Genomic DNA, 23,545 nt, shown 5'->3' on the forward strand with positions numbered 1-23,545 from the left:
TGTACCGGGGCTAAACGGACCGCCGAAGCTGCGGATTGACTTTAGAGTCAGTGGTAGGAGAGCGTTCTAACAGCGGTGAAGCAGTACCGGAAGGAGCTGTGGAGCGGTTAGAAGTGAGAATGCCGGTGTGAGTAGCGAAAGATAGGTGAGAATCCTATCCATCGAAAGCCTAAGGTTTCCAGGGGAAGGCTCGTCCGCCCTGGGTAAGTCGGGACCTAAGGTGAGGCCGAAAGGCGTAGCCGATGGACAACAGGTTGATATTCCTGTACCACTTATTAAACTGATGGAGTGACGGAGAAGGCTAAGTTGAGCGTGTGATTGGATTCACGTGTAAGCAGTGAGGTGGTCATGTAGGCAAATCCGCATGGCATAACATTGAGCTGTGATGCCGAAGCCGAATGGCGAAGTCAACTGACGTCACGCTTCCAAGAAAAGCTTCTAGGGTTAATTTAATAAGTGCCCGTACCGATAACCGACACAGGTAGGCGAGGAGAGAATCCTAAGATGAGCGAGAGAACTCTTGTTAAGGAACTCGGCAAAATGACCCCGTAACTTCGGGAGAAGGGGTGCTTGTGAAAGCAAGCCGCAGTGAATAGGCCCAGGCGACTGTTTATCAAAAACACAGGTCTCTGCTAAACCGCAAGGTGATGTATAGGGGCTGACGCCTGCCCGGTGCTGGAAGGTTAAGAGGAGAGGTTAGCGCAAGCGAAGCTTTGAATTGAAGCCCCAGTAAACGGCGGCCGTAACTATAACGGTCCTAAGGTAGCGAAATTCCTTGTCGGGTAAGTTCCGACCCGCACGAAAGGCGTAACGATCTGGGCGCTGTCTCAACAAGAGACTCGGTGAAATCATAGTACCTGTGAAGATGCAGGTTACCCGCGACAGGACGGAAAGACCCCGTGGAGCTTTACTGTAGCTTGATATTGAGCACTGGTGGCACATGTACAGGATAGGTAGGAGACGAAGAAACCAGGACGCCAGTCTTGGTGGAGTCGCTGTTGGGATACTACCCTTGTGTCACTGGGGTTCTAACCCGTGGCCCTTATCGGGTCAGGGAACAGTGTCAGGTGGGCAGTTTGACTGGGGCGGTCGCCTCCCAAAGAGTAACGGAGGCGCCCAAAGGTTCCCTCAGAATGGTTGGAAATCATTCGAAGAGTGTAAAGGCAGAAGGGAGCTTGACTGCGAGACCTACAAGTCGAGCAGGGACGAAAGTCGGGCTTAGTGATCCGGCGGTACCGAATGGAAGGGCCGTCGCTCAACGGATAAAAGCTACCCCGGGGATAACAGGCTGATCTCCCCCAAGAGTTCACATCGACGGGGAGGTTTGGCACCTCGATGTCGGCTCATCGCATCCTGGGGCTGTAGTCGGTCCCAAGGGTTGGGCTGTTCGCCCATTAAAGCGGTACGCGAGCTGGGTTCAGAACGTCGTGAGACAGTTCGGTCCCTATCCGTCGTGGGCGTAGGAAATTTGAGAGGAGCTGTCCTTAGTACGAGAGGACCGGGATGGACACACCGCTGGTGTACCAGTTGTTCTGCCAGGAGCATAGCTGGGTAGCTACGTGTGGACGGGATAAACGCTGAAAGCATCTAAGCGTGAAGCCCCCCTCAAGATGAGATTTCCCATTCGAAAGAAGTAAGATCCCTTGAAGACGACGAGGTTGATAGGTCAGGAGTGGAAGTGTGGTGACACATGGAGCGGACTGATACTAATCGATCGAGGACTTAACCAAAGAAACTGAAGAAGATATCTAGTTTTGGAAGATTAACAACATCTTTCAATGGTCTAGTGATGATGGCAAGGAGGGCACACCTGTTCCCATACCGAACACAGAAGTTAAGCTCCTTAGCGCCGAGGGTAGTACGCAAGTGCGAGAGTAGGACGTCGCTGGGCCAAACCTATATGCGGGTGTAGTTTAATGGTAGAACTTCAGCCTTCCAAGCTGACTGTGAGAGTTCGATTCTCTTCACCCGCTCCAATTCGAATAGTCGCACTCTTTGAGTGCTTTTTTTATCCCTTGTGAGAATTTAATTTTTCAAAAATTTCGTTTATATTCGACTTTATTAATATTTATTATTGTATTATTAAATTATATCTGATAATATATTCAAGAGCCCTAAAAAATGCTCTCCATTACGGAGAGCATATTTTTTTTTTATCTAAAAACAGAAACTTATTAATGGGAGGAATAATACATGACAAAATATATTTTTGTTACGGGTGGAGTTGTTTCATCATTAGGAAAAGGAATCACAGCTTCTTCTCTTGGCCGATTATTAAAAAATAGAGGTCTTAAAGTTTTTATGCAAAAATTTGACCCTTATATCAATGTTGATCCAGGTACAATGAGTCCATATCAACATGGTGAGGTTTTTGTTACGGATGATGGGGCCGAAACGGATTTAGATTTAGGTCATTATGAACGTTTTATCGACGAAAACTTATCACAAAATTCAAATATTACTACAGGTCGCGTTTATTCTAATGTTATTGAAAAAGAACGTCGCGGGGAATATCTAGGTGCTACGGTTCAAGTTATTCCTCATATTACTAATGAAATTAAATCAAAATTAGTTGCTGCTGCTCAAGATAGTGATGCTGATGTTATCATTACTGAAATTGGTGGTACTGTTGGTGATATTGAATCTTTACCTTTTTTAGAAGCCATTCGCCAGGCACGTAAAGATTTTGGATATAATAATACATTATATATTCATAATACTTTAGTACCATATTTAAAAGCAGCTGGTGAAATTAAAACAAAACCAACACAGCATAGTGTTAAAGAATTACTTTCATTAGGAATTCAACCAGATGTTATTGTTTTACGTACTGAAGTTGATATTGAAGATCATGTTAAAGAGAAGATTTCTTCATTCTGTAACGTACCTAAAGAGGCTGTTGTTCAAGCAATTGATGCTGATATTTTATATGAAGTTCCTATGCATTTAAAAGCTCAAGGATTAGATGATTATGTATGTAAACATTTTGGTATTGAAGCGCCGGAAGCAGATATGACAAAATGGCAGGAGTTAATTGATACTGTTCGTAATTTAGATGGTGAAGTATCAATTGCCTTAGTTGGTAAATATGTTGCATTACCAGATGCTTATTTATCAGTAGTTGAGGCATTAAAACATGCTGGTTACCATTTTGGTAAAAAGGTTAAGATTAAATGGATTGATTCTGAGAGAGTTACAGAAGAAATAGTTAATGAAATCTTTGCTGATGTAGATGGAATCTTAGTACCAGGTGGATTTGGTAATCGAGGTGTAGAAGGTAAGATTTTATCTTGTCAATATGCGCGCACTAAAAATATTCCCTATTTTGGAATTTGTTTAGGTATGCAAATTGCTGCGATTGAATATGCTCGTAATGTTGCAAAATTAGAAGGTGCTAACTCTACTGAGTTTGATGAAAATACACCTCATGCTATTTTTGATTATTTACCAGATCAATATGAAGGTATTAAAATGGGGGGAACGTTACGTTTAGGTTTATATGATTGTTATGTTAAAGAAGGAACTAAAGCATATGATGCTTATCAATCAGTAAATGTTAAGGAACGTCATCGTCACCGTTATGAGTTCAATAATCAATATAAAACGATTTTAGAAAATGCAGGATTAGAATTCTCAGGAATTAATCCTCAAACCGGATTAGTAGAAATTATCGAAATTCCTGGACATCGTTGGTTTGTGGCAGGACAATTCCATCCAGAATTCTTATCACGTCCACAAAAACCACAGCCTTTATTCCGTGATTTTGTGAAAGCAGCTATGGAATTTAGTTTAGAATAGTTTAGTATAATATTTAGTTTATAGATTTGTAGTTGGATTGAGAGTAAGAGCTTTTTAGAATTAAAAAGTGGGCTCGAGATCTAACTACTTTTTTTATTTTATTGGTAAAAATATGATATAATTATGGGTGAAAACGAATTCAGAGTTGAGGATGGGTAGGATGAAGAATTACTTGTTTATTTTTTAAATCGCTATATGTTCGATGATAAATAGTGGGGATGATTTTTGTATAGAAGCGTCTAGTGTTTTCAATAATTCTGATGAGGAATGATTATTAGAAAAAAGTCAGAGTAAGTTTAAGATAGGGTACCCTTCTTCTATTACACCATTAAATTATTACTATTTTTATAGTTCGTTAAAGGGAGTTATTAATGATATTTCTCAAGAATTTTCTAATTTAACTGATAAGAATTTATCTTCATATTTAATTTCAGATATTGCAGAAAATGAAAGTTTATTAAAATATGGGATTATCGATTTATTTGTATCAGGTAAGATGGAGGCATATAAGGAGTTTTATTATAGCTCCCCTATTCATGAATTCGAGTATACTTTTTATGTGAATCAAGGAAATAATGCGAAAAATACAGAAGACTTGATGAAGTATAAAATTGGGATTGTTAATAATGATGATAAGATTGAAAAGTATTTATTATCTTTTAAAGATATTATTAGTTATCCAAATTATATGGCTCTATATGCTGGTCTTAATAATGGTGAGATTGATGCGATTTTTGTACTGAGAGATTTGTTTCAGTATCAAAGTTTAGTGCATGAGTTACGAGAGGTGAAATCAACGGAATATTTGTCATCGGCATGGTATTTTATTTCAGATGAACCTAATTTAATCTCAATTATAGATAGGATTATGTCTAAGATGCAGACGATGGAAAAGCATGCGGATTATTTCTTCAACCATCAGAATGCATTAATTGGGAAGCTATATAATTTAGATAAATCGACATATGAATGGTTATTTTATCGGCAACCTGTGATAAAGGTTGGGATTTATGATGTACCACCTTTTATGTATTATAACGAGGATGAGGATACGTTATCTGGGATGTTAGATTATGTTTTGAAGCAGATTCATAACAATTTTGGTGTCAAGTTTGAGTTTGTTTTTGGTGATTATGAAGAGTTAGTAGGGGCTTATCAACAGGGGGTGATTGATATATTACCTGTTTTTGAGATGGAGTCTAATGAGAAATTATTTTTAGAGGGAAATAATTATGAGATTTATCAAGGTCAGATAAATGCGTATGGGCTATTTAATCAAGTGATGTTTCAAGAGGCGGTGGGTACTAATCTTAATACAGTGCTAGGAAGTGTATCCAGTGAAGGATTTTTAAGAAGTGAGATGAATGTTCGAGTTGAAGATTCGATTAGTAAGTTACATGAGGGGCTAGTTGAAAGAAAGATTGATTATTTATTACTAGATCCTGTTTATTTAGATTATTTTGAACAGTACAATTTGTCGTATAAAGGGAAAATTGGTAAGTATATTTTCTCTTTAATGGTTAGAGATAATCAAAATTTTATGACATTATTTGATGCGATTAAAGTACATGATTTTGAAGATGATGAGGTGCGATTGAAGTATGAGATGCTCCTTTCAAGTGAAATGTACTTGTTTGAGATGTCTTCATTGAAGCATGATTTATATTTGATGCATCAGCAACAATTTTTGTTTGCTGGAGGGACTATTCTATGTACATCTATTATTTTGGTGTTGGCATGTATGCGTTATTTGGATAAGAAGACGGAGCATTTGAAATATACGGATTATGCGACAGGACTTTTGAATCGATTAGGTTATATGAATCAGATGGATAAGATGATGAATAAGGGTGAGCCGTTTACTTTTGCCATTATGGATATTGATCATTTTAAGTCAATTAATGATACGTATGGTCATTTAGTTGGCGATCAAGTTATTACTTATGTGGCGAATGTGTTGAAGAAATGTTGTCCACAGAATAGTGTGATTTGTCGATTAGGTGGTGATGAGTTTGTGATTTGTATTAGAGATCATAGTAAGGAAGTTGCTATTTCAGTTGTAGAAAGTATTAGAGAAGATTTGAAAGGTTATAGTGAATATTTTGAAGTGACCGTTTCAATTGGGATTTCTTTTTATAGAGGGGAGGCCGTTGATTTAGAAAAGCTTTATCAGCAGGCTGATCATGCTTTGTATGAAAGTAAGAAAAATGGTCGGAATCAATATCAAATTTTTCAAAATTAGGGGATTGCATATTGAGATTTCTTTGATATAATAGTAACGTTAAATCCTATATAAAAAGGTGACAAAATAATGAAACTAACAAATTTGGAAACTAAATTGACAAATTTCATATATATTTTAAGTATCTAGCACTCTATGTTCGCATAGGGTGCTTTTTTGTTGGTATATACCAGATTTGTTTAAAGGAGTAGAGAGCAATGAGTAATTACGATGTTGTTATTGTTGGGGCAGGACCTGCAGGGATTTTTGCTGCATATGAGTTATCAAAGAAAAATAAGGATTTAAAGGTGGCTTTAGTAGATAAGGGGTTAGATATTTATAAACGTAGATGTCCAATTCTTGAACATAAAATTAAAAAATGTCCAGTAATCAAGGACCATGTAGGTTGTATGCCTGCTTGTTCAATTACGAATGGGTTTGGTGGAGCTGGTGCTTATTCGGATGGAAAGTTTAATATTACACATGAGTTTGGTGGATGGATGACAGATTATTTATCAAATGGTGTAGTAGAGGATTTAATTAGTTATGTTGATGAAATTAATTTAGAACATGGGGCAACGACTGATATTACGGACCCAACGACGGATAAGGTTCGTGAGATTGAGAAACGTGGATATGCGGTAGGATTAAAATTACTTCGTGCAAAGGTTCGTCATTTAGGAACAGAACAAAACTTAGAAATTTTAAAAAGCATTTATGAAGCAATGAAAGACCGTGTGGATTATCACTTTAAAACTGAAGTAAAAGATGTTATCGTCGAAGATAATGAAGTAAAAGGGTTATTACTTGCTAATGGAGAGACAATGAAGGCCAATCAAGTCTTTTTAGCACCAGGTCGTGATGGATCAGTATGGTTAAAAGACGTGATGAAAGGTCAAAATATTCCGATGAAGAATTTACAAGTTGACATTGGAGTACGCGTGGAAACTTCTGATATTGTCATGCAAGAAATCAATGAGCATTTATATGAAGGAAAGTTCGTCTATCGCACGAGTGTAGGGACTGTTGTTCGTACGTTCTGTTCAAATCCTTCAGGTCATGTTGTTGTTGAAAATCATTCAGGAACGATGTTGGCAAATGGTCATGCTTATAAGGATCCAAAGTTAGGAAGTAAGAATACGAACTTTGCTTTACTTGTTTCTCATACGTTTGAAGAACCATTTGATCAACCAAATGAGTTTGCTCATGAAGTTTCACATTTAGCAAACAAATTATCAAATGGATCAATAATTGTTCAAAAATATGGAGATATTTTAAGAGGGCGTCGTACGACGGCTAAACGTTTAAAAGAAGGATTCGTAGAACCAACATTAAAAGAGGCGGTTCCTGGAGATTTAGGGTTAGTACTGCCTTATAATACGATGAAGTCATTAATTGAGATGACGGAAGCGTTAGATCATGTAACACCAGGTATTGCAGCGGAGCATACGTTGTTCTATGGTGTAGAAGCGAAATTCTATTCAGCTCGTCCTGAGATTGACGATAAGTTTGAAACAAAAGTTAAGGGCTTATTCGTTGGTGGAGATGGAGCGGGTGTAACACGCGGACTTGCGCAAGCTGGAGCAAGCGGAGTTTGGGTGGCTCGTCAAATTTTAGAGCGCTATGAGGCGTAAAATTGATGAATTGTTTTCGCTAATCAATTCATTTAGATACTAGAAAAATTTAAATTTCATTTTGACAGAAAAGGTGGAGAGTTTTAATGGCAAAAACAGTTGTAGTTGTAGGAACACAATGGGGAGATGAAGGAAAAGGTAAAATTACCGATTATTTAGCTCAACAAGCAGATATCGTAGCTCGTTACCAAGGTGGAAATAATGCTGGACATACGATTGAGTTCAATGGACAACAGTTTAAGTTACGCTTAATTCCTTCTGGAATTTTTAATTCTGAAAAAGTAATTTTAGGAAATGGAATGGTTATTAATCCTGAGTCATTACTTGAGGAGATTGCTTACTTAAATGAAGGGGGAATTTCAACAGATCATATTCGTATTTCAAATCGTGCTCATGTGATTTTCCCTTATCATATTGAGTTAGATGGTCTTCAAGAAGAGTTAAAAGGAGATCAAAAAGTTGGAACAACTAAACGTGGAATCGGTCCTTGTTATACAGATAAATATGCACGTGTTGGAATCCGTATGGGTGAGTTGATGGATAAAGAAGTATTTGCTACTCGTTTAAAAGAACAATTAGCTGATAAAAATGAAATTTTAGCCAAATACGGAAAACCAACATTCTCATTCGAAGAAATCTATACAAAATATTGTGAGTATGCTGACGTGATTCGTCCTTATGTAACGGATACTTCTTATGAATTAGATGAAGCATTCAATGAAGACAAAAAAGTCTTATTCGAAGGTGCTCAAGGGGTTATGTTAGATATCGACCACGGAACTTATCCATTCGTAACGTCTTCAAATCCATCAGCTGGTGCGGTAACAACTGGTTTAGGTGTTGGTCCAACTAAGATTGAAGAAGTTATCGGGGTTGTTAAAGCATATTCAACTCGTGTTGGTGAAGGTGCGTTCCCAACTGAAATTGAAGGAGAAATTGCAAATCGTATTCGTGAAATCGGTCGTGAGTACGGAACGGTAACAGGTCGTCCTCGTCGTATCGGATGGTTCGATAGTGTTGTTGTTTCTCATACTCGTCGTGTAAGTGGATTAACTGGAATTTCAGTTAACTTATTAGATGTATTATCAGGATTAGAGACACTAAAAATCTGTACAGCTTATGAATTAGATGGGCAAGTGATTAAATACGTTCCATCAACAATCAAAGAATTTGAACGTTGTACACCAGTTTATGAAGAAATGCCAGGATGGCAAGAAGATATTACTGGAGTAACTTCATTTGAAGAATTACCAGTCGCTGCACAAAACTACTTACGTCGTATTGAAGAATTAATCGGTGCAAAAGTAGCCATCTTCAGCGTTGGTCCAGACCGCGAACAAACAATCTTATTAAAAGCGTTATTCTAGAACAACTCTGCACTATGTGCAGTTAGTTGTTCTTGACTCCGCAACAAGCGGAGTTATCCTTTTTTGTGAAAGTCGTGAGAAACGAAGTAAGCACGACTACTACAAGAGGATTATTAGAAGCGAGAGTTTTCTTAATCGAGTGAAACTTTTGAATTAGAAATGAGAATTTATTTAGATACATAGTGAAAAAGATTTCACATTTTACGAAATAAGCTTAGTACATTCGTTTTGATGGTAGCCAGGCTAACTATAGTAGCGCTAAAATTTTTTCAGCTATGAAAAACTTATCGCTACTTATATATATTCTGAGATAGCGGTGGGGAAAGCCGTTATAAATGTCAGTAAAGTGAGTGATTTGAGTAGAGAAGGGGAAATCTCTACTAAGATTAATCAGTAAGAAAAAGTCATGAATCTGATGGGGAAGTCAGGTTTATGGTTATTGAATAGATGACTTTAGTGGAAGTGGGGAAGCTTCTGCTATAATTTAGCGTATCATTATCGTGAGGAAACGATGGTGATGGATTTATGAGTGAGAGGTTTTAGTAGAAATGGGGAAGTTTCTACTAATATAATTTGAATATAGCTGAGAAGTTATGTTTATTTGAGTAAGAGCAACCTATTAGAAGCGGGGAAACTTCGACTAGGTTTTAGTGAGAAAACAGAATTTAATTGAATAAGAGTAGTAGTGAGAGTTAGAATTTTGAAGTGGATGGTAGATGGAAGGTGCTTATTAATAATGGGGAAGTTATTAATGGGTGGTAGGATGTTTGTTTTGTTTTTTAGGAGTAGGCTAAGAAGGTCAAGGTGGGAATTTTTATATAGATAGGCAACGCAATTCGCGTTGCTTTTTTTTCTAAATCATGTAAAATAGTGGTATTAAAGGGGCGTGATTTGGATGAAGAAATGGTATTATGCAATTTTTTTAGTCTGTTTATTTGTTTTTAATCAAGCATTTAAGTCTTATGTAGAAGTATATGGTTTACTCGAAGGAGTATTGGTTGGGTTAACGATTGCATTTTTATGTAAGCTGGTGTTTAAGGTAGTGACGAAGACGATTATTTTTATCGCTATTGTGTGTGGTATTTTAGTGTTTTTAGTGTCATCAGGTTATATTGAGTTACCAGCAGAGCTTGCTAATCTTTTTAACCTTTCACATATATTTCACAGTTTTTTCTAATATAAGAGGTTATTTTAAGTTATAATAATGGATGTAAAGACTTGTGGTATTAAGTCAAGTATATGATTGAAAAAAATAGATAAAGATTTTTAAAAGTTGGGCGCACTGAACTAGACCCTCGGCTAATTTTTTAAAAATTTAGCCTAGCGCCAGACAGAAAGGATTCAAAAGCAATCAGTTAGCTTTTGAGTGATACGCTCCTTTCCGGCGTGTAGAGTTGGTGGTTACGTAACAGCGTATCCACCAAACGCACTAATTTTCTAGCGGTTAGGACGAGGGCTCGTTTGTGTTTAAATTTCGGAACTTCATCGTATTTTTTCTGGTAATACAAGCGGTAAGTATCTTCGTGTCGTCTGATAGAGTTGGCAGCTTCAACCATATAATACCGAAGATATTGGTTGCTTGTTCGTGTCAGTGGTGTACGTTCCGATTCAAAGTTTCCAGACTGATTTTTTTTCCAGTAGAGACCGCAATATTTGGCTAATTGGGCTTCATTTTCAAAACGTTCAATTTGACCGATTTCAGCGACAATACCGGCGGCATAAACAATACCGATACCTGGAATACTTTTTAAACATTGGGCTTCTGTTACAATTTCAAAGAGCGCCACAATGCTTTTTTCTAAATCTTTAATCTGTTTTTTCAACGTTTGGATTAATCGTGCATAAGTCGCTAAAACCATGTCTACTGATTCTTGAACGACTTTACCCAATCGATAAGAATCACGAATAGCTTTTTTAATGGTTTTAGCTAATTTCTGTGGATCACTAAAACGACCTCGACCTTTTTCTTGTAGAAGGTTAGCTAAATCTTCTAACTCCATTTCGGCCATTTCATCGAGGGTTAGTGCATCAGAAAGAAGATCGAGCATGGTCGCACCAAAAACAGAGGTATCGAGCTCTTTAGAGAGGGTATTACACTTGTAGTAAAGGTTCTCAAGAAAGTGCTGTTTACATTCGGTGAGTTGATGAACCATTTGATATCTCGAACGAGTCAGACGTTGAAGAGCGACATAGCGTTCCTCTTTTAAAACTGTCTTATTAAATCGTTCAATACGTAAGAAGTCGGCAATACGAAAGGCATCCATTCGATCGTTTTTATCTTCTTCAAAAAGCCCTTTATAACGATGAATGGACTTAGGGTTTTGGATAACGACTTCAACGAGACCTAAGGATTTTAGTTCAAGATCTTCAGATAAAAAAGTTGCAGGATGAAAACTGTAAATCGAAGTAGACTCCATTCCAATCACGATTTTTTCATAGTTAAATGATTGGTGAAACTGGAGAACATCTTCTTTGATAGAAGAGGCACCGTTAATGTTATTAGGAAGGGTAACTTCTTTTAACGTCGTGTCTGAACTATCAAGAAAACAAACATCAAGTTTTTCAGAGCTAACATCAATACCGACAAATAATTTCATGGAAGGGACCTCCTTTCTTTTGAATGAATTTGGAATAAACTCGGATACGGCTGGACATCCCTAGGGTCCCAAACGTGGCGACAACCTCGCGTATAAGTATTCTAAAGACTTTAGCTATGAGTGCTGCCCTCAACCCTGTTAAGAAGAGGAACATAGAAAGAGTCGATACAGCTTGTGCGTCTGTCGAACAGTTTGGGTCTGGGTCACAGTCTTCAAATGTAGTCGAACTACAGGAGGAAAAAGTATATTCCTGATGGATCCAATTCCATTACCTATATGATGGAACGTCCGAGGGTATCTGAGACAAAAAGAGATCACTAAATGAATCATTTAGGTAAAGAAAACTCATTCAGTTTTCAAAGAACAATTCATGCCCTAAATGAAGGGCTTAAACTTATTATACGAGGAGCAATAGTTATGAAGAAAATTTTAATAGCCTTAGTTGCAGTTATTGTTATTGCAGTAGGAGCAAATTTCCTATTCCCTTCGGTTAATTCGCTGACTGATTTTAAACATATTAACTATACAGAGACTTTTGATCAAAAGGAGTCAGAGTATTACGTTTATTTTTATCAGGAAACTTGCCCACTCTGTTTGCAGTTTAGTCCAGAGCTAGTGGCTGCGTATAATGAGAAGGATGTTCCGATTTATGTGGTTGATGCTGCGGCAACAGAAAATAAAGCGGCTTGGTATGATTGGGCTGCTCATGATAAAAAATATACAAAAGTGATTGGTAAAGTTGAGAATGGGGTACAGGTTTTCAATGAAGGAGAATCGAGTGCGAAGTATCCATCGAATGAAGGATGGACAATTTCTACAAATAAAAATAATGAGCTTGTTGCTTATCATAAAGATGCTTTTAATAACCGTTCACCACAAACCGCAGAAGAAATTGAGATTTCTGGTACACCAGCGTTAATTAAAGTTAAAGATGGGAAGTTAGCGGGGTATGGTGAAGGGATCGATCAAGACCGTGCTTTATTGGAGACTTATGGACAATAATTTAAAAAAATCTTGCTTTAACGAGCAAGATTTTTTAACAGATTAATATGAGGTGATAGATATGAAACATATTTTCGTAATTGATGATGATGCAAATATTAGACAATTAATTTTAAGATATTTAGAAAAGGAAGGATATAAGGTTACAACATTTGAAAATGCAGATTCAGTGTTAGAGGCATTTAATGTGATGCAACCAGATGCCCTTGTTTTAGATATTATGATGCCAGGTACAATGGATGGGCTTGATTTATGTAAAAAGATTCGTACGGTCAGTCAAGTTCCAATTATTTTCGTATCAGCGAAAGATGAAGCGGTGGATCGTATTATTGGTTTAGAGCTTGGAGCGGATGATTATTTATCAAAACCATTTAGTCCTCGCGAGTTGTTAGTACGTTTGAAAATTATTTTCCGCCGTATTGAACCCGTCATGGCAACTGAACAAGAGACAACTCTTTATCAAATTAACGATGTAAAAATTGATGATTCAAAACGTGTCTGCACAGTGAATGGTGCTGAGATGTCATTAACAAATAATGAGTATATGTTATTATCTTATTTAGTAAAGAACAAAAATATTTCATTTACTCGCGAAAATTTAATTCAAAATATTTGGGGTTATGATTATGTCGGAGAATCACGAATGATTGATGATTTAGTGAAACGTCTTCGTAAAAAATTAAAAGCGATGAATGCACAGGTTGAGATTACAACGGTTTGGGGTTATGGATACCGAATCGATGATAATTTATAATTAGGTGTTGATATGAGACTTGATCGCAAGTTATTTTGGAGTTATATTGTGATTATTTTAATCGCGATCTCCACGTCATTTACACTATTTACAGTGGCCTCTAATCAATTTTTAACTTATCGTTTAATGGATAGTATGAAAAAAGAGTTAGATTTAATTAAGGAAAACTTGATGATTTATAATACGGATTATTTTCACTCAGGACCTGTCATTAGAGATCATATTATGCAATTAGTTCAATCTAACTTGATTATTATCCAGGATAATACACTAGCTTTTACAAATAGTCAGGATCTTTATGATGAATTACAGGCTCATAAAGGGGATAGTTCATATCTAAATAAACATTATTTAACTGTTTCAGGTGAAACGAATATTGGATATACGAAGTTTGATATTATCTTAGTGAGTGAAAAAGGGATGATTAGTGAATTAAATCAACTAAATTTAAGTATCCTATTTATTACTTCACTGGTCAGTATGTTAATTGCTGCGTTTTTTGGGGTCTATGTTCAAAATAATATTTCAAGACCGATTCATTTACTGAAAAATAAGGTTCGAGGTTTCCAAGAAAGTATGGAGGCGCCTGAGGTAACCATTTATACAGGTGATGAAATCCAAGAATTAGATGAAGATATTGTTCGTATGGCGACATCGATTGTTAATAATGATCGTAAGCGCAAGGCATTCTTTGAAAATACGTCTCATGAATTAAAGACCCCCTTAATGAATATTCGAGGTTATGCGGAAGGATTAAAGGATGGTATTTTTTCAATTGATGAGGCTGCTGAAGTCATTGCTCAGGAGAGTGAGTCCCTTCGAACGTTAGTTGAGTCTATTTTATATTTATCTAAACTTGAAGATGCGACGCACGATCGTTATCAACTTCAATTGGTTGATTTAAATCAATTTTTAGATGGCTTTTATCATAAGATGGCAGGATTAGTAGCAGATAAGAATCTTGAATTTCAGTTGAATTTAGATAAATCAGTTCAAGTTAAAATGGATGATGATAAGATGATTCGTGCGTTATCGAATATTATTACGAATGCGGTTCGTTATGCGAAGACAGTGATCTCGATTGAGACGATTGTTGAGAATAATGTTGTGGAGATTCGTTTATTTAATGATGGAGCACAAATTGCTGAGGCAGATTTACCTTATCTTTTTGATCGTTTTTATAAAGGGGATAAAGGTCAGTCAGGTCTTGGTTTAGCAATTGTTCAAAGTATTATGACAACACATCATGGTACGGTTGAGGCGCTAAATGTTGAGGGTGGTGTATGTATGAGTGTTAAGTTACCTTATGTGGCATCTTCTAGTAAACGTCGATTAAATGAGATGAAAAAAGGTTAAATCAATAAACTGATTTAACCTTTTTTATTTGAAATGAAAGTGGATTAATCATTTGTTAGCGTTTCGGTAGTTTATCATTTTTTTTATTGCGACAAATGATGTCAAAAATTTAAAAGAAAGATTTGTTAGAATGGGCAATTTAAGTTAAAATAAATAGGTAAAGTAAAATAGGATAAGGTGGGAAAGTAGACATGATTGAGCGTTATTCGCGCCCTGAGATGGCAGCTATTTGGACAGAACAAAATAAGTTTGAAGCATACTTAAAGGTTGAGATTTTAGCTTGTGAAGCTTGGGCTCATTTAGGACACATTCCAATGGAAGATGTTGAAAAGTTATGGAAAAATGCTTCATTTGATCTGAATCGTATTTATGAAATTGAGCGAGAAACTCGCCATGATGTTGTAGCTTTTACACGTGCGGTAAGTGAAACTTGCGGTGATGAGAAGAAGTGGGTACATTATGGATTAACGTCAACGGATGTTGTAGATACAGCAAATGGATATTTACTAAAACAAGCGAATGATATTTTACGTGCTGATATTCAACGTTTTATTGATGTTTTAGGTGAGAAAGCTAAAAAATATAAACATACAGTGCAAATGGGTCGTACACACGGGGTTCATGCTGAAATCACGACGTTTGGATTAAAGTTAGCGTTATGGTATGAAGAGATGAAACGTAATCAAGCTCGTTTCGAGGAAGCTGCTCGTGCGGTTGAGTGTGGAAAAATTTCTGGTGCCGTTGGAACGCACGCGAATATTCCATTCTTCGTTCAAGATTACACTTGTGAGAAGTTAGGAATTGAATCTGCTAAGATTTCAACTCAAACGTTACAACGTGACCGTCATGCTGCTTATATGGCAGCTATCGCGTTAGTTGGAGCATCTATCGAGAAAATGGGTGTTGAAGTTCGTCACTTACAACGTACTGAGGTTCGTGAGGCAGAGGAGTTCTTCCGTAAAGGACAAAAAGGTTCTTCAGCTATGCCACATAAACGTAACCCAATCGGTTCTGAGAACATGGCAGGGTGCGCACGTGTGTTACGTGGATATATGGTGACGGCATATGACAATATTGCTTTATGGCATGAACGTGATATTTCACATTCATCTGCAGAGCGTATTATTATGCCAGATGCAACAATTTTATTAGATTATATGTTAAATCGTTTTACTAACCTTATCGATAATTTAACGGTTTATGAAGAAAACATGTTAGAAAATATCAACAAAACTCATGGTGTTATTTTCTCTCAACGTGTGATGTTAAAATTAATCGAAAAAGGATTTGTTCGTGAGCAAGCTTACGATTTAGTTCAACCTAAGGCAATGCAAGCTTGGGAAAACCGTCAATCATTCCGTCAATTATTAGAAGCAGATGAAACAGTCATGAGCCATTTAACAATGGAAGATTTAGATGATTGCTTCGATCATACATATCACTTAAAAGCAGTAGACGGAATCTTCGAACGCCTTGGATTAAACTAAAAGGTTGAAAATGACGTTGAGCTTTCCGTACAGGTCGGATTTCGGGGGTCTAAACTCGAAGTTTGAGTTTAGTGATCGGAGGAGACTTGATAGGAAGGTTGTCATTTGAAACTGGATTGAATAAAAGTTGCCCTAAAGGATAAGAATATTTAAATTCAAATGAATTAGATGGGCCAAAAAGTAGCGGGAATTTTGCGTTCTCTGAGTTAAGTAGGGAAATAAATTTTAGTTAAATGTACTACCTTAGATGAGGAAAGGTAGTTAAATATTTTAGATTAATTTGATTGGCCATATTCAATTTAATCGTGTTGTGGATAACTTCATTTGAAGTTATCCACATTTTTGTTTTTGAGCAAAAAAAGAGCCATTCGGCTCTTTGAGATATTAGTAGTTTTCTGAACGGATTTCGAAGTGTGCTTGATCGTATGAGCAAACTGGACATACTTTCGGCGCCTTTTTCCCGAAATGAATGTGTCCACATTCTTGGCATACCCAAGCAATTTCTTCTTCACGTTCAAATACTTGACCTTCTTCAATATTTTTTAATAATTGTATATAACGCTCTTCGTGGTGTTTTTCGATTTTTCCAACCATTTCGAATAAGGCTGCAATACGATTGAACCCTTCTTCGCGAGCTTGTTGTGCGAATGTTGCATACATGTCAGTCCACTCATCGTTCTCTCCAGCTGCAGCATCTTTTAAATTTGTCATTGTATCTGCGATTTCACCTTCATGTAATAATTTGAACCATAATTTTGCATGTTCCATTTCGTTACGAGCTGTTTCTAAGAAGATGTTTGAGATTTGTTCATATCCTTCTTCTTGAGCTTTTGCAGCATAATAAGTATATTTGTTACGTGCCATTGATTCACCAGCGAATGCATGCATTAAATTTGCTTCAGTTTTAGAGCCTTTTAAGTTATTCATAATTCAATTCTCCTTTATTCTCGTTATCTCTAATTAGACTTTTTAAAGTAAATAGTAACTATTACTAGTTTATATTAGCTTTAGATTAAAATCAATAATAATTCTTAAATTTATTTAAAATAATTGATATTAATTATCATTTAAGGTAATAAAAAATTGCTTATAGGATAAATTTTAGATATAATAATAGTGAGATCAGTATAAAGTAAGTAGTTTATCTACTTCCAATTAAAAAAGATGCGCTTAGCGCATCTTTTTTGTATATTTTTTTGTTAATGAGTTATTCTATTAATGAGAGTTGCAGTGGTGTTTGTCGATCATCCCACTATAATCAGTAGAATCGGCCGTTGCGTGGCGTTTGTGGATAGCCCACGATAAATAGTAATAATCTGAAAAAGTTTAATGAATACCGTTATTAGACTTTAAAACTCTCAGAAAAAAGTGTCTTGTTTTAGAAAAATGTTTCTATGCAAGACACTTTTTATTTTTTGTTATTAGCGGACCAAAAAAAGTACTATTAATTTAAGTCACTCTGTTTTATAAGATAAGTTGATAGATGAAGCAAATGAAAACGACCATCGCAAAACTAGCAATAAATACATTTAGCTTCTTTATTTTTCTTGGCCCTATACCGGGACTAAACCAAAATAAGTTATCAATTATATCAAATAAGGTTTGAATTAAATTATCTATAAAATCCATTTTTCCCCCCTGTTTTGATGAATTAATACTTTATTATATGAGAAATATATTTAAAAATATGTCGGAATTAAGGATAAAAATTTTGAATCTACATATCCTATTAGTGTAGAGTCAAAGGTGGTCTTCGCTGATGTTCCCACATAAAAAAGAAATTTAGCCTTAGAATGGAGTAGCAGATAGCCCATTATAAAGAATATTATCTGACTAATATTCAGTTGTGAAACTCGATATTAGATGGACTCTACAGGTTAAGTGTCTTATTGTAGGAAGATGTTCCTATAATGAGGCACTTTTTTATTTTTTATATTTGTCGAAAGCTTTTTTATCATCTAGGTGAACATTTTTGAAAAAGTAAATGAGCCAAATAATGATGGTAAGAATGAAGCACCACATTCCGAAGAAATAAGTTGGGATTGAGCCAATGACAAAAATAATGCCGTAAGTGATAAAATTATTTCTCATGTCCAGGCTCAGGCGTTTCTCATCATATTTAAGACGTTCTTTTTTCGATTTGAAGTTATAACCTGAAATTAAGAGACATGCTTTTTCTTTTAATAAAGCAAAAATAGTGGCAAAAATGAAAAAAAATATTGCCATTATTAGAGTGAAAATGGTTAAGGGCATATTTTCCATATTCATTCCTCCTTTATTTTATTATATGAGTGAATATTTTTTGATACAAGGGAAATAATTAATTTGTAGGGTTTTGCGTAAGGGTTATCGGATAGCCGTGAAGTATCTGGATAAGATTTAGTGAATGCTAAATGTTAGAAACTCTGCAATAAAGTGTCTTGTGATAGAAAATAGTTTCTATGATAAGGCACTTTTTTTTGTTTTTTGGTTAAAAAACACACCTGCGAACTACTTTACTTATATACTAGAAGTATAAGTAAAGAGCATATAAGTTGGCTATTCGATAGGTTTATGTGAAAATGACGATAGAAGTTTTTGTTAGGAGTGATTTTTTGATGAAAGATACGGCTATTTTTGAGGCGCTACAATTAGAGTTAAAGCGTCAACGTGAAAATGTGGAATTAATTGCGTCTGAGAATTATGTATCAGAAGAAGTTATGGCGGTTCAAGGATCTATTTTAACAAATAAATATGCAGAAGGGTATCCAAATAAACGTTATTATGGTGGATGTGAATTTGTAGATACGATTGAAGATATTGCACGTAATCGTGCCAAACAATTATTTGGAGCAAAATTTGCGAATGTTCAACCTCATTCGGGTTCTCAAGCCAATATGGGAGCTTATCGTGCAGTGTTAGAGCCGGGAGCAAAAGTATTAGGAATGAATTTAAGTCACGGGGGACATTTAACTCATGGTCATCCGTTAAACTTCTCAGGAAAAGATTATGAGTTTTATGAATATGGAGTAAGTGATGAAACTGAAACGATTGATTATGAAGTTGTTCGTCAAATTGCTCTTGAAGTTAAGCCAGCTTTAATTGTAGCAGGGGCATCTGCTTATCCACGTGCTATTGATTTCAAAAAATTCCGTGAAATTGCAGATGAAGTAGGGGCTTATTTAATGGTAGATATGGCGCATATTGCGGGATTAGTCGCAGCGGGATTACATCAAAATCCAATGGATTATGCTCATATTGTGACAACAACGACTCATAAAACATTACGTGGGCCACGTGGTGGAATGGTTTTAACGAATGATGAAGAAATTGCGACAAAATTAGATAAAGTTGTATTCCCTGGTATTCAAGGCGGGCCTTTAATGCATGTTATTGGCGCAAAAGCTGTTGCGTTTGGAGAAGCTTTAACCCCTGATTTTGTAGAGTATCAAAAACAAGTGATTAAAAATGCGAAAGTGTTAGCTGAAGAATTAGCGAAGCATGGTTTACGTATTGTGTCAGGTGGAACAGATAATCATTTGATGCTTGTTGATGTGAAATCGACATTTGGCTTAACTGGAAAAGTCGCTGAAGCTGTCTTAGATCGAGTGGCGATTACGTGTAATAAAAATACGATTCCATTTGATACAGAAAAACCATTCGTTACGAGTGGAATTCGTTTAGGAACGCCTGCCGTCACAACTCGTGGATTTAAAGAAGCAGAAATGATTGAGTTAGCAGGTTATATTGCTGAAGCGTTAAAATATCATGAGGATGAAGAAAAATTAGCTCAAATTCGTCAATCAGTCTTAGGATTAACTGGACGTTTCCCTTTATATGAAAATCGATAATTAAAAATAAGAAATCCCTTGCGTGAGGCAAGGGATTTTTAATGATAATCTTAGCTATGTATAAATAGTAGTGGCGAGCTAAGCATACATTAAATAGATGAGGCATATGTTATTTTATAGGGTATTTTGTGTTATAATGAAGAAACTTAAAGATAAAGTTTGTAAGTAGGAGGAATCGTGATGACAACATTGATTGATGGGAAAAAAGTTTCCTCTCAAATTAGAGATAAAATTTCCCAGGAAACGGCAGAATTCATTGAGAAAACAGGGATTCAACCTCATTTAGTTGTGATTATTGTAGGTAATAATCCTGCATCAATGACTTATGTTAGAAATAAGAAAAAATCTTGTGAAGAGGTTGGATTTAAGTCAACGGTGATTGAATTACCTGTTGAAACAACTGAGTCGGAGTTATTGACAAAAATTAAGGAATTAAATGAAGATCCATCTGTTCATGGGATTTTAGTTCAGTTACCACTACCTAAACATATTAGTGAGGAAAAGGTCATTGCAACGATTTCGGTGAAAAAAGATGTCGATGGATTCCATCCGTATCAGGTGGGAGCTTTAGCTTCGGGTCTAGATTGCTTAAAACCATGTACACCATCTGGTGTGATTGAATTATTAAAAGCTTATAACATTGAGATGACAGGACGTCATGCGGTTATTGTTGGGCGTAGTCATATTGTTGGGAAGCCTCTTATTCAATTACTTTTAGATGAAAATGCAACCGTAACGGTTTGTCATTCTCGTACACAAGATTTAGCTCAATTTACGAAATCAGCTGATCTTCTCATTGTGGCTATTGGACGTCCGAACTTTATCACAGCGGATATGGTCAAAGATGGAGCAGTTGTCATTGATGTTGGAATTAATCGATTAGAAACTGGAAAACTTGTGGGTGATGTAGCTTTTGATGAAGTAGAACCAAAAGTTAGTTATATTACGCCTGTTCCAGGTGGAGTTGGACCAATGACAATTACAATGTTACTTCGTAATACATTAGAGGCTGCTAAACGTTTAAAATAGTTGTAAAAAAAGTAACTTCTAATAGTCTCACCTTTTTTAAGTTGATATAATAAGGAAAAGGGGGATGTGAAGATGAGTTTTAAAAGGATGAAGGGGATTTTAGCGTTATTTTGGTTAGTTGCTTCTATTGTTATTGTTGTACTTGATATTAATGGGGTAATTAATTTAGCGCGAAATAATGTCCTGTTTTTTGGAGTTATTCTTTCTATGTTTGTTTCATTTCAAATGATTAATTACTTTGAGAAAAAGAAACAAAAATAAAACCAGTCTCTAGGACTGGTTTTATTTTTGTTGTAAATACTTTTCTAAGGCTTGTGCAAGTTGATCTGGACATGATGTCTCTTTTGTACGGCATGGAATGCCTTTTAGCTTATTAATTGCTTCCTCCACTTCCATTCCTTTTACAAGGTGTGAGATTCCAATTAAATTTCCTGGACATCCCCCGATAAAGTTAACACTTTTGATTTTGTTATCTTCAACTTCAAATTGAATTTCTTTGGCACAGACGCCTGTTGTTTTGTATGTTTCCATTAAACAACCTCCTGAATTACCATTTTATTACAAGTATTATAGCAGCTCACCTACTCTAAAACAAGTTTGCTATTTTTGGTAAACGCTTCCTGTTTGGGGTTGTTTTTTTAGATATTTAGTTTTATAATGGAGGTTGAATAACCATGTGATATTCGATTATTGAGGGTGTCGATTTTTTGAGGTTAAGTGGTTATTTATTTGAGGAGTAGGTAGTGTCAGTATTTGACACTGCCTTTTTAATATGAACTGAATATTTTTTGCCTAAATAGACAATAATTAAGACAAAATGTGCTTTAACATGTTATAATGAAAAAATGAAAAAAATAGTTATATAGATGGAGTGATTCAGATGTCGACAACTGAAATCAACGATCAATTACAAGTTAGACGTGACAAAATGGAAGATTTACGTCAAAACGGAATTGATCCATTTGGACAACGATTCGATCGTACTCATTTATCTTCAGAGTTAGTTGAAGAGTTTGGGGCGTTCTCTAAAGAAGAATTAGAAGAAAAAGAAATTGAAGTAGCAATCGCTGGACGTATCCGTACAAAACGCGGAAAAGGGAAAGCTGGTTTTGCTCATATCCAAGACGTTAAAGGTCAAGTTCAAATTTATGTACGCCAAGATGCAGTTGGTGAAGAAGCTTATAATTTCTTCACAAAAGCTGACTTAGGTGATATTGTTGGGGTACGCGGAGTTGTATTCAAAACTAAAGTTGGTGAGTTATCAATTAAAGTTAAAGAATATACACCATTAACAAAAGCGTTACGCCCATTACCAGAAAAATATCATGGATTAACTGACGTTGAAGAGCGTTACCGTCGTCGTTATGTTGATTTAATCATGAACGAAGAAAGTAAACAAACGTTCATTACACGTACTCGTGTAATTACTGCAATGCGCCGTTATTTAGATAATTTAGGATATTTAGAAGTTGAAACTCCAATTTTACATACAACATTAGGTGGAGCTGCAGCTCGTCCATTCGAAACTCACCATAATACATTAGATATGGATTTATATTTACGTATTGCAACTGAGTTACATTTAAAACGTTTATTAGTTGGTGGATTAGAAAAAGTTTATGAAATCGGACGTATCTTCCGTAATGAAGGGATTTCAGTTCGTCATAACCCTGAGTTCACTTCAATTGAGTTATATGAAGCTTACGGTGATATGGAAACAATGATGGATTTAACTGAAAATATGATTGCTCATATCGCACAAGAAGTTTTAGGAACAACGACTGTGCCTTACGGTGGACATGAAATCAACTTAGCAGTTGGATGGAAACGTTGGCACATGGTTGAAGCTATTAAAGAAATTACAGGTGTTGATTTCTTCAAAGAAATGACATTTGAAGAAGCTAAAGCCATCGCTAAAGAACATAATGTAGAAGTGCCTGCTCACTTCACAGGTGTTGGACACATCATCAACGAATTCTTCGAAACATTCGTTGAAGAAAAAATCGTTCAACCAACATTCATCTACGGACATCCTGTAGAAGTTTCTCCATTAGCGAAGAAAAATGCTCAAGATCCTCGTTTCACTGATCGTTTCGAGTTATTCATCGATGCTCGTGAGTACGCAAATGCCTTCACGGAGTTAAATGATCCAATCGATCAAAAAGAACGTTTCGAAGCTCAATTAGCTGAGAAAGCATTAGGAAACGATGAAGCATCTGAGATGGATATTGACTACATCGAAGCATTAGAATATGGTATGCCACCAGCAGGAGGACTTGGAATTGGTATTGACCGTTTAGTTATGTTATTAACTAACTCTCCAACAATCCGTGACGTATTATTATTCCCAACAATGCGTAAAAAATAATAAATAAAAAGGTCTAGGATAAATCCCTAGACCTTTTTATGTTATAAATGGAATATTTTGTATTATGTTTATTTTTTTATGTTATTATTTAGTATATAAATA

Annotated in this window: 17 protein-coding genes, 1 tRNA gene and 2 rRNA genes (1 of these 20 cut by a window edge); 16 read left to right on the plus strand and 4 right to left on the minus strand. The window is 35.9% G+C overall.

The genetic code is table 11. From position 1 onward, the window contains the following. The 8 genes from AT726_RS06350 to AT726_RS06385 all read left to right on the plus strand — a co-directional run. Positions 1-1,730, plus strand: a 23S ribosomal RNA gene (locus AT726_RS06350); it begins 1,161 nt to the left of the window's first position. A gap of 52 nt (positions 1,731-1,782) precedes the next feature. Continuing rightward, positions 1,783-1,891 (plus strand): 5S ribosomal RNA (gene rrf / locus AT726_RS06355). Positions 1,892-1,902: 11 nt separating this feature from the next. Next, positions 1,903-1,976: transfer RNA gene (locus tag AT726_RS06360), tRNA-Gly, on the plus strand. Between the two features lie 217 nt (positions 1,977-2,193). Then, positions 2,194-3,798, plus strand: coding sequence for a CTP synthase (locus AT726_RS06365; RefSeq protein ID WP_068759255.1), 1,605 nt, complete (start codon positions 2,194-2,196; stop codon positions 3,796-3,798). Positions 3,799-4,294: 496 nt separating this feature from the next. Then, complete coding sequence (locus tag AT726_RS06370; RefSeq protein ID WP_144436959.1) at positions 4,295-6,040, plus strand: diguanylate cyclase; 1,746 nt, start codon at positions 4,295-4,297, stop codon at positions 6,038-6,040. Between the two features lie 197 nt (positions 6,041-6,237). After that, complete coding sequence (locus tag AT726_RS06375) at positions 6,238-7,653, plus strand: NAD(P)/FAD-dependent oxidoreductase (protein ID WP_055245018.1); 1,416 nt, start codon at positions 6,238-6,240, stop codon at positions 7,651-7,653. 86 nt (positions 7,654-7,739) lie between these two features. Beyond that, complete coding sequence (locus tag AT726_RS06380; protein ID WP_055245016.1) at positions 7,740-9,020, plus strand: adenylosuccinate synthase; 1,281 nt, start codon at positions 7,740-7,742, stop codon at positions 9,018-9,020. An 895-nt stretch (positions 9,021-9,915) separates the two neighbouring features. Then, entirely contained in the window at positions 9,916-10,197 is a 282-nt protein-coding gene (locus AT726_RS06385) for a hypothetical protein (protein WP_055277659.1), read from the plus strand. Positions 10,198-10,375: 178 nt separating this feature from the next. Here the strand turns inward: AT726_RS06385 and AT726_RS06390 are convergent, their stop codons facing one another. Beyond that, the gene (locus AT726_RS06390) at positions 10,376-11,617 is read right to left on the minus strand and encodes an IS110 family transposase (protein ID WP_068759256.1); all 1,242 of its coding nucleotides are present in this window, start codon (positions 11,615-11,617) and stop codon (positions 10,376-10,378) included. Positions 11,618-12,034: 417 nt separating this feature from the next. Between AT726_RS06390 and AT726_RS06395 the strand changes: the two genes are divergently transcribed. From AT726_RS06395 to purB, 4 genes are all read left to right on the plus strand, one after another. After that, complete coding sequence (locus tag AT726_RS06395) at positions 12,035-12,619, plus strand: hypothetical protein (RefSeq protein WP_055245011.1); 585 nt, start codon at positions 12,035-12,037, stop codon at positions 12,617-12,619. Between the two features lie 61 nt (positions 12,620-12,680). Next, positions 12,681-13,373, plus strand: a complete 693-nt coding sequence (locus AT726_RS06400; RefSeq protein ID WP_055245009.1) for a response regulator transcription factor — start codon at positions 12,681-12,683, stop codon at positions 13,371-13,373. A 12-nt stretch (positions 13,374-13,385) separates the two neighbouring features. Further along, positions 13,386-14,729 carry a sensor histidine kinase gene (locus tag AT726_RS06405; RefSeq protein ID WP_055305911.1) on the plus strand — a complete coding sequence of 448 codons (1,344 nt, stop codon included), beginning with the start codon at positions 13,386-13,388 and terminating at the stop codon, positions 14,727-14,729. Between the two features lie 191 nt (positions 14,730-14,920). Continuing rightward, positions 14,921-16,216 (plus strand): adenylosuccinate lyase, encoded by a 1,296-nt coding sequence (gene purB / locus AT726_RS06410; protein ID WP_055305288.1) that lies wholly within the window; start codon positions 14,921-14,923, stop codon positions 16,214-16,216. A 384-nt stretch (positions 16,217-16,600) separates the two neighbouring features. Here the strand turns inward: purB and rbr are convergent, their stop codons facing one another. Together rbr and AT726_RS06420 are read right to left on the minus strand one after the other, a co-directional pair. Further along, complete coding sequence (rbr, locus tag AT726_RS06415) at positions 16,601-17,143, minus strand: rubrerythrin (protein WP_068759257.1); 543 nt, start codon at positions 17,141-17,143, stop codon at positions 16,601-16,603. Positions 17,144-18,139: 996 nt separating this feature from the next. Continuing rightward, positions 18,140-18,478: a DUF3784 domain-containing protein gene (locus AT726_RS06420; protein WP_237252796.1), complete on the minus strand. Its 339-nt coding sequence runs from the start codon at positions 18,476-18,478 to the stop codon at positions 18,140-18,142. A gap of 335 nt (positions 18,479-18,813) precedes the next feature. On the opposite strand from AT726_RS06420, the gene glyA reads away from it, so the two are divergent. The 3 genes from glyA to AT726_RS06435 all read left to right on the plus strand — a co-directional run bounded on the left by glyA (position 18,814) and on the right by AT726_RS06435 (position 21,336). Continuing rightward, the gene (gene glyA / locus AT726_RS06425) at positions 18,814-20,046 is read left to right on the plus strand and encodes a serine hydroxymethyltransferase (RefSeq protein ID WP_055243486.1); all 1,233 of its coding nucleotides are present in this window, start codon (positions 18,814-18,816) and stop codon (positions 20,044-20,046) included. A gap of 180 nt (positions 20,047-20,226) precedes the next feature. Further along, positions 20,227-21,075, plus strand: coding sequence for a bifunctional methylenetetrahydrofolate dehydrogenase/methenyltetrahydrofolate cyclohydrolase FolD (gene folD / locus AT726_RS06430; protein ID WP_055275492.1), 849 nt, complete (start codon positions 20,227-20,229; stop codon positions 21,073-21,075). A 72-nt stretch (positions 21,076-21,147) separates the two neighbouring features. Continuing rightward, entirely contained in the window at positions 21,148-21,336 is a 189-nt protein-coding gene (locus AT726_RS06435) for a hypothetical protein (RefSeq protein ID WP_055243488.1), read from the plus strand. Between the two features lie 21 nt (positions 21,337-21,357). On the opposite strand, the gene AT726_RS06440 is transcribed toward AT726_RS06435, so the two are convergent. Next, entirely contained in the window at positions 21,358-21,606 is a 249-nt protein-coding gene (locus AT726_RS06440; RefSeq protein ID WP_068759259.1) for a TIGR03905 family TSCPD domain-containing protein, read from the minus strand. Between the two features lie 349 nt (positions 21,607-21,955). Here AT726_RS06440 and lysS point away from each other — a divergent pair, with 349 nt between their 5' ends. Then, positions 21,956-23,443, plus strand: a complete 1,488-nt coding sequence (gene lysS, locus AT726_RS06445; RefSeq protein WP_055305277.1) for a lysine--tRNA ligase — start codon at positions 21,956-21,958, stop codon at positions 23,441-23,443. The last annotated feature ends 102 nt before the right edge of the window (positions 23,444-23,545 follow it).

This window comes from Turicibacter sp. H121, from assembly GCF_001543345.1.
GTDB lineage: Bacteria > Bacillota_I > Bacilli_A > MOL361 > Turicibacteraceae > Turicibacter > Turicibacter bilis.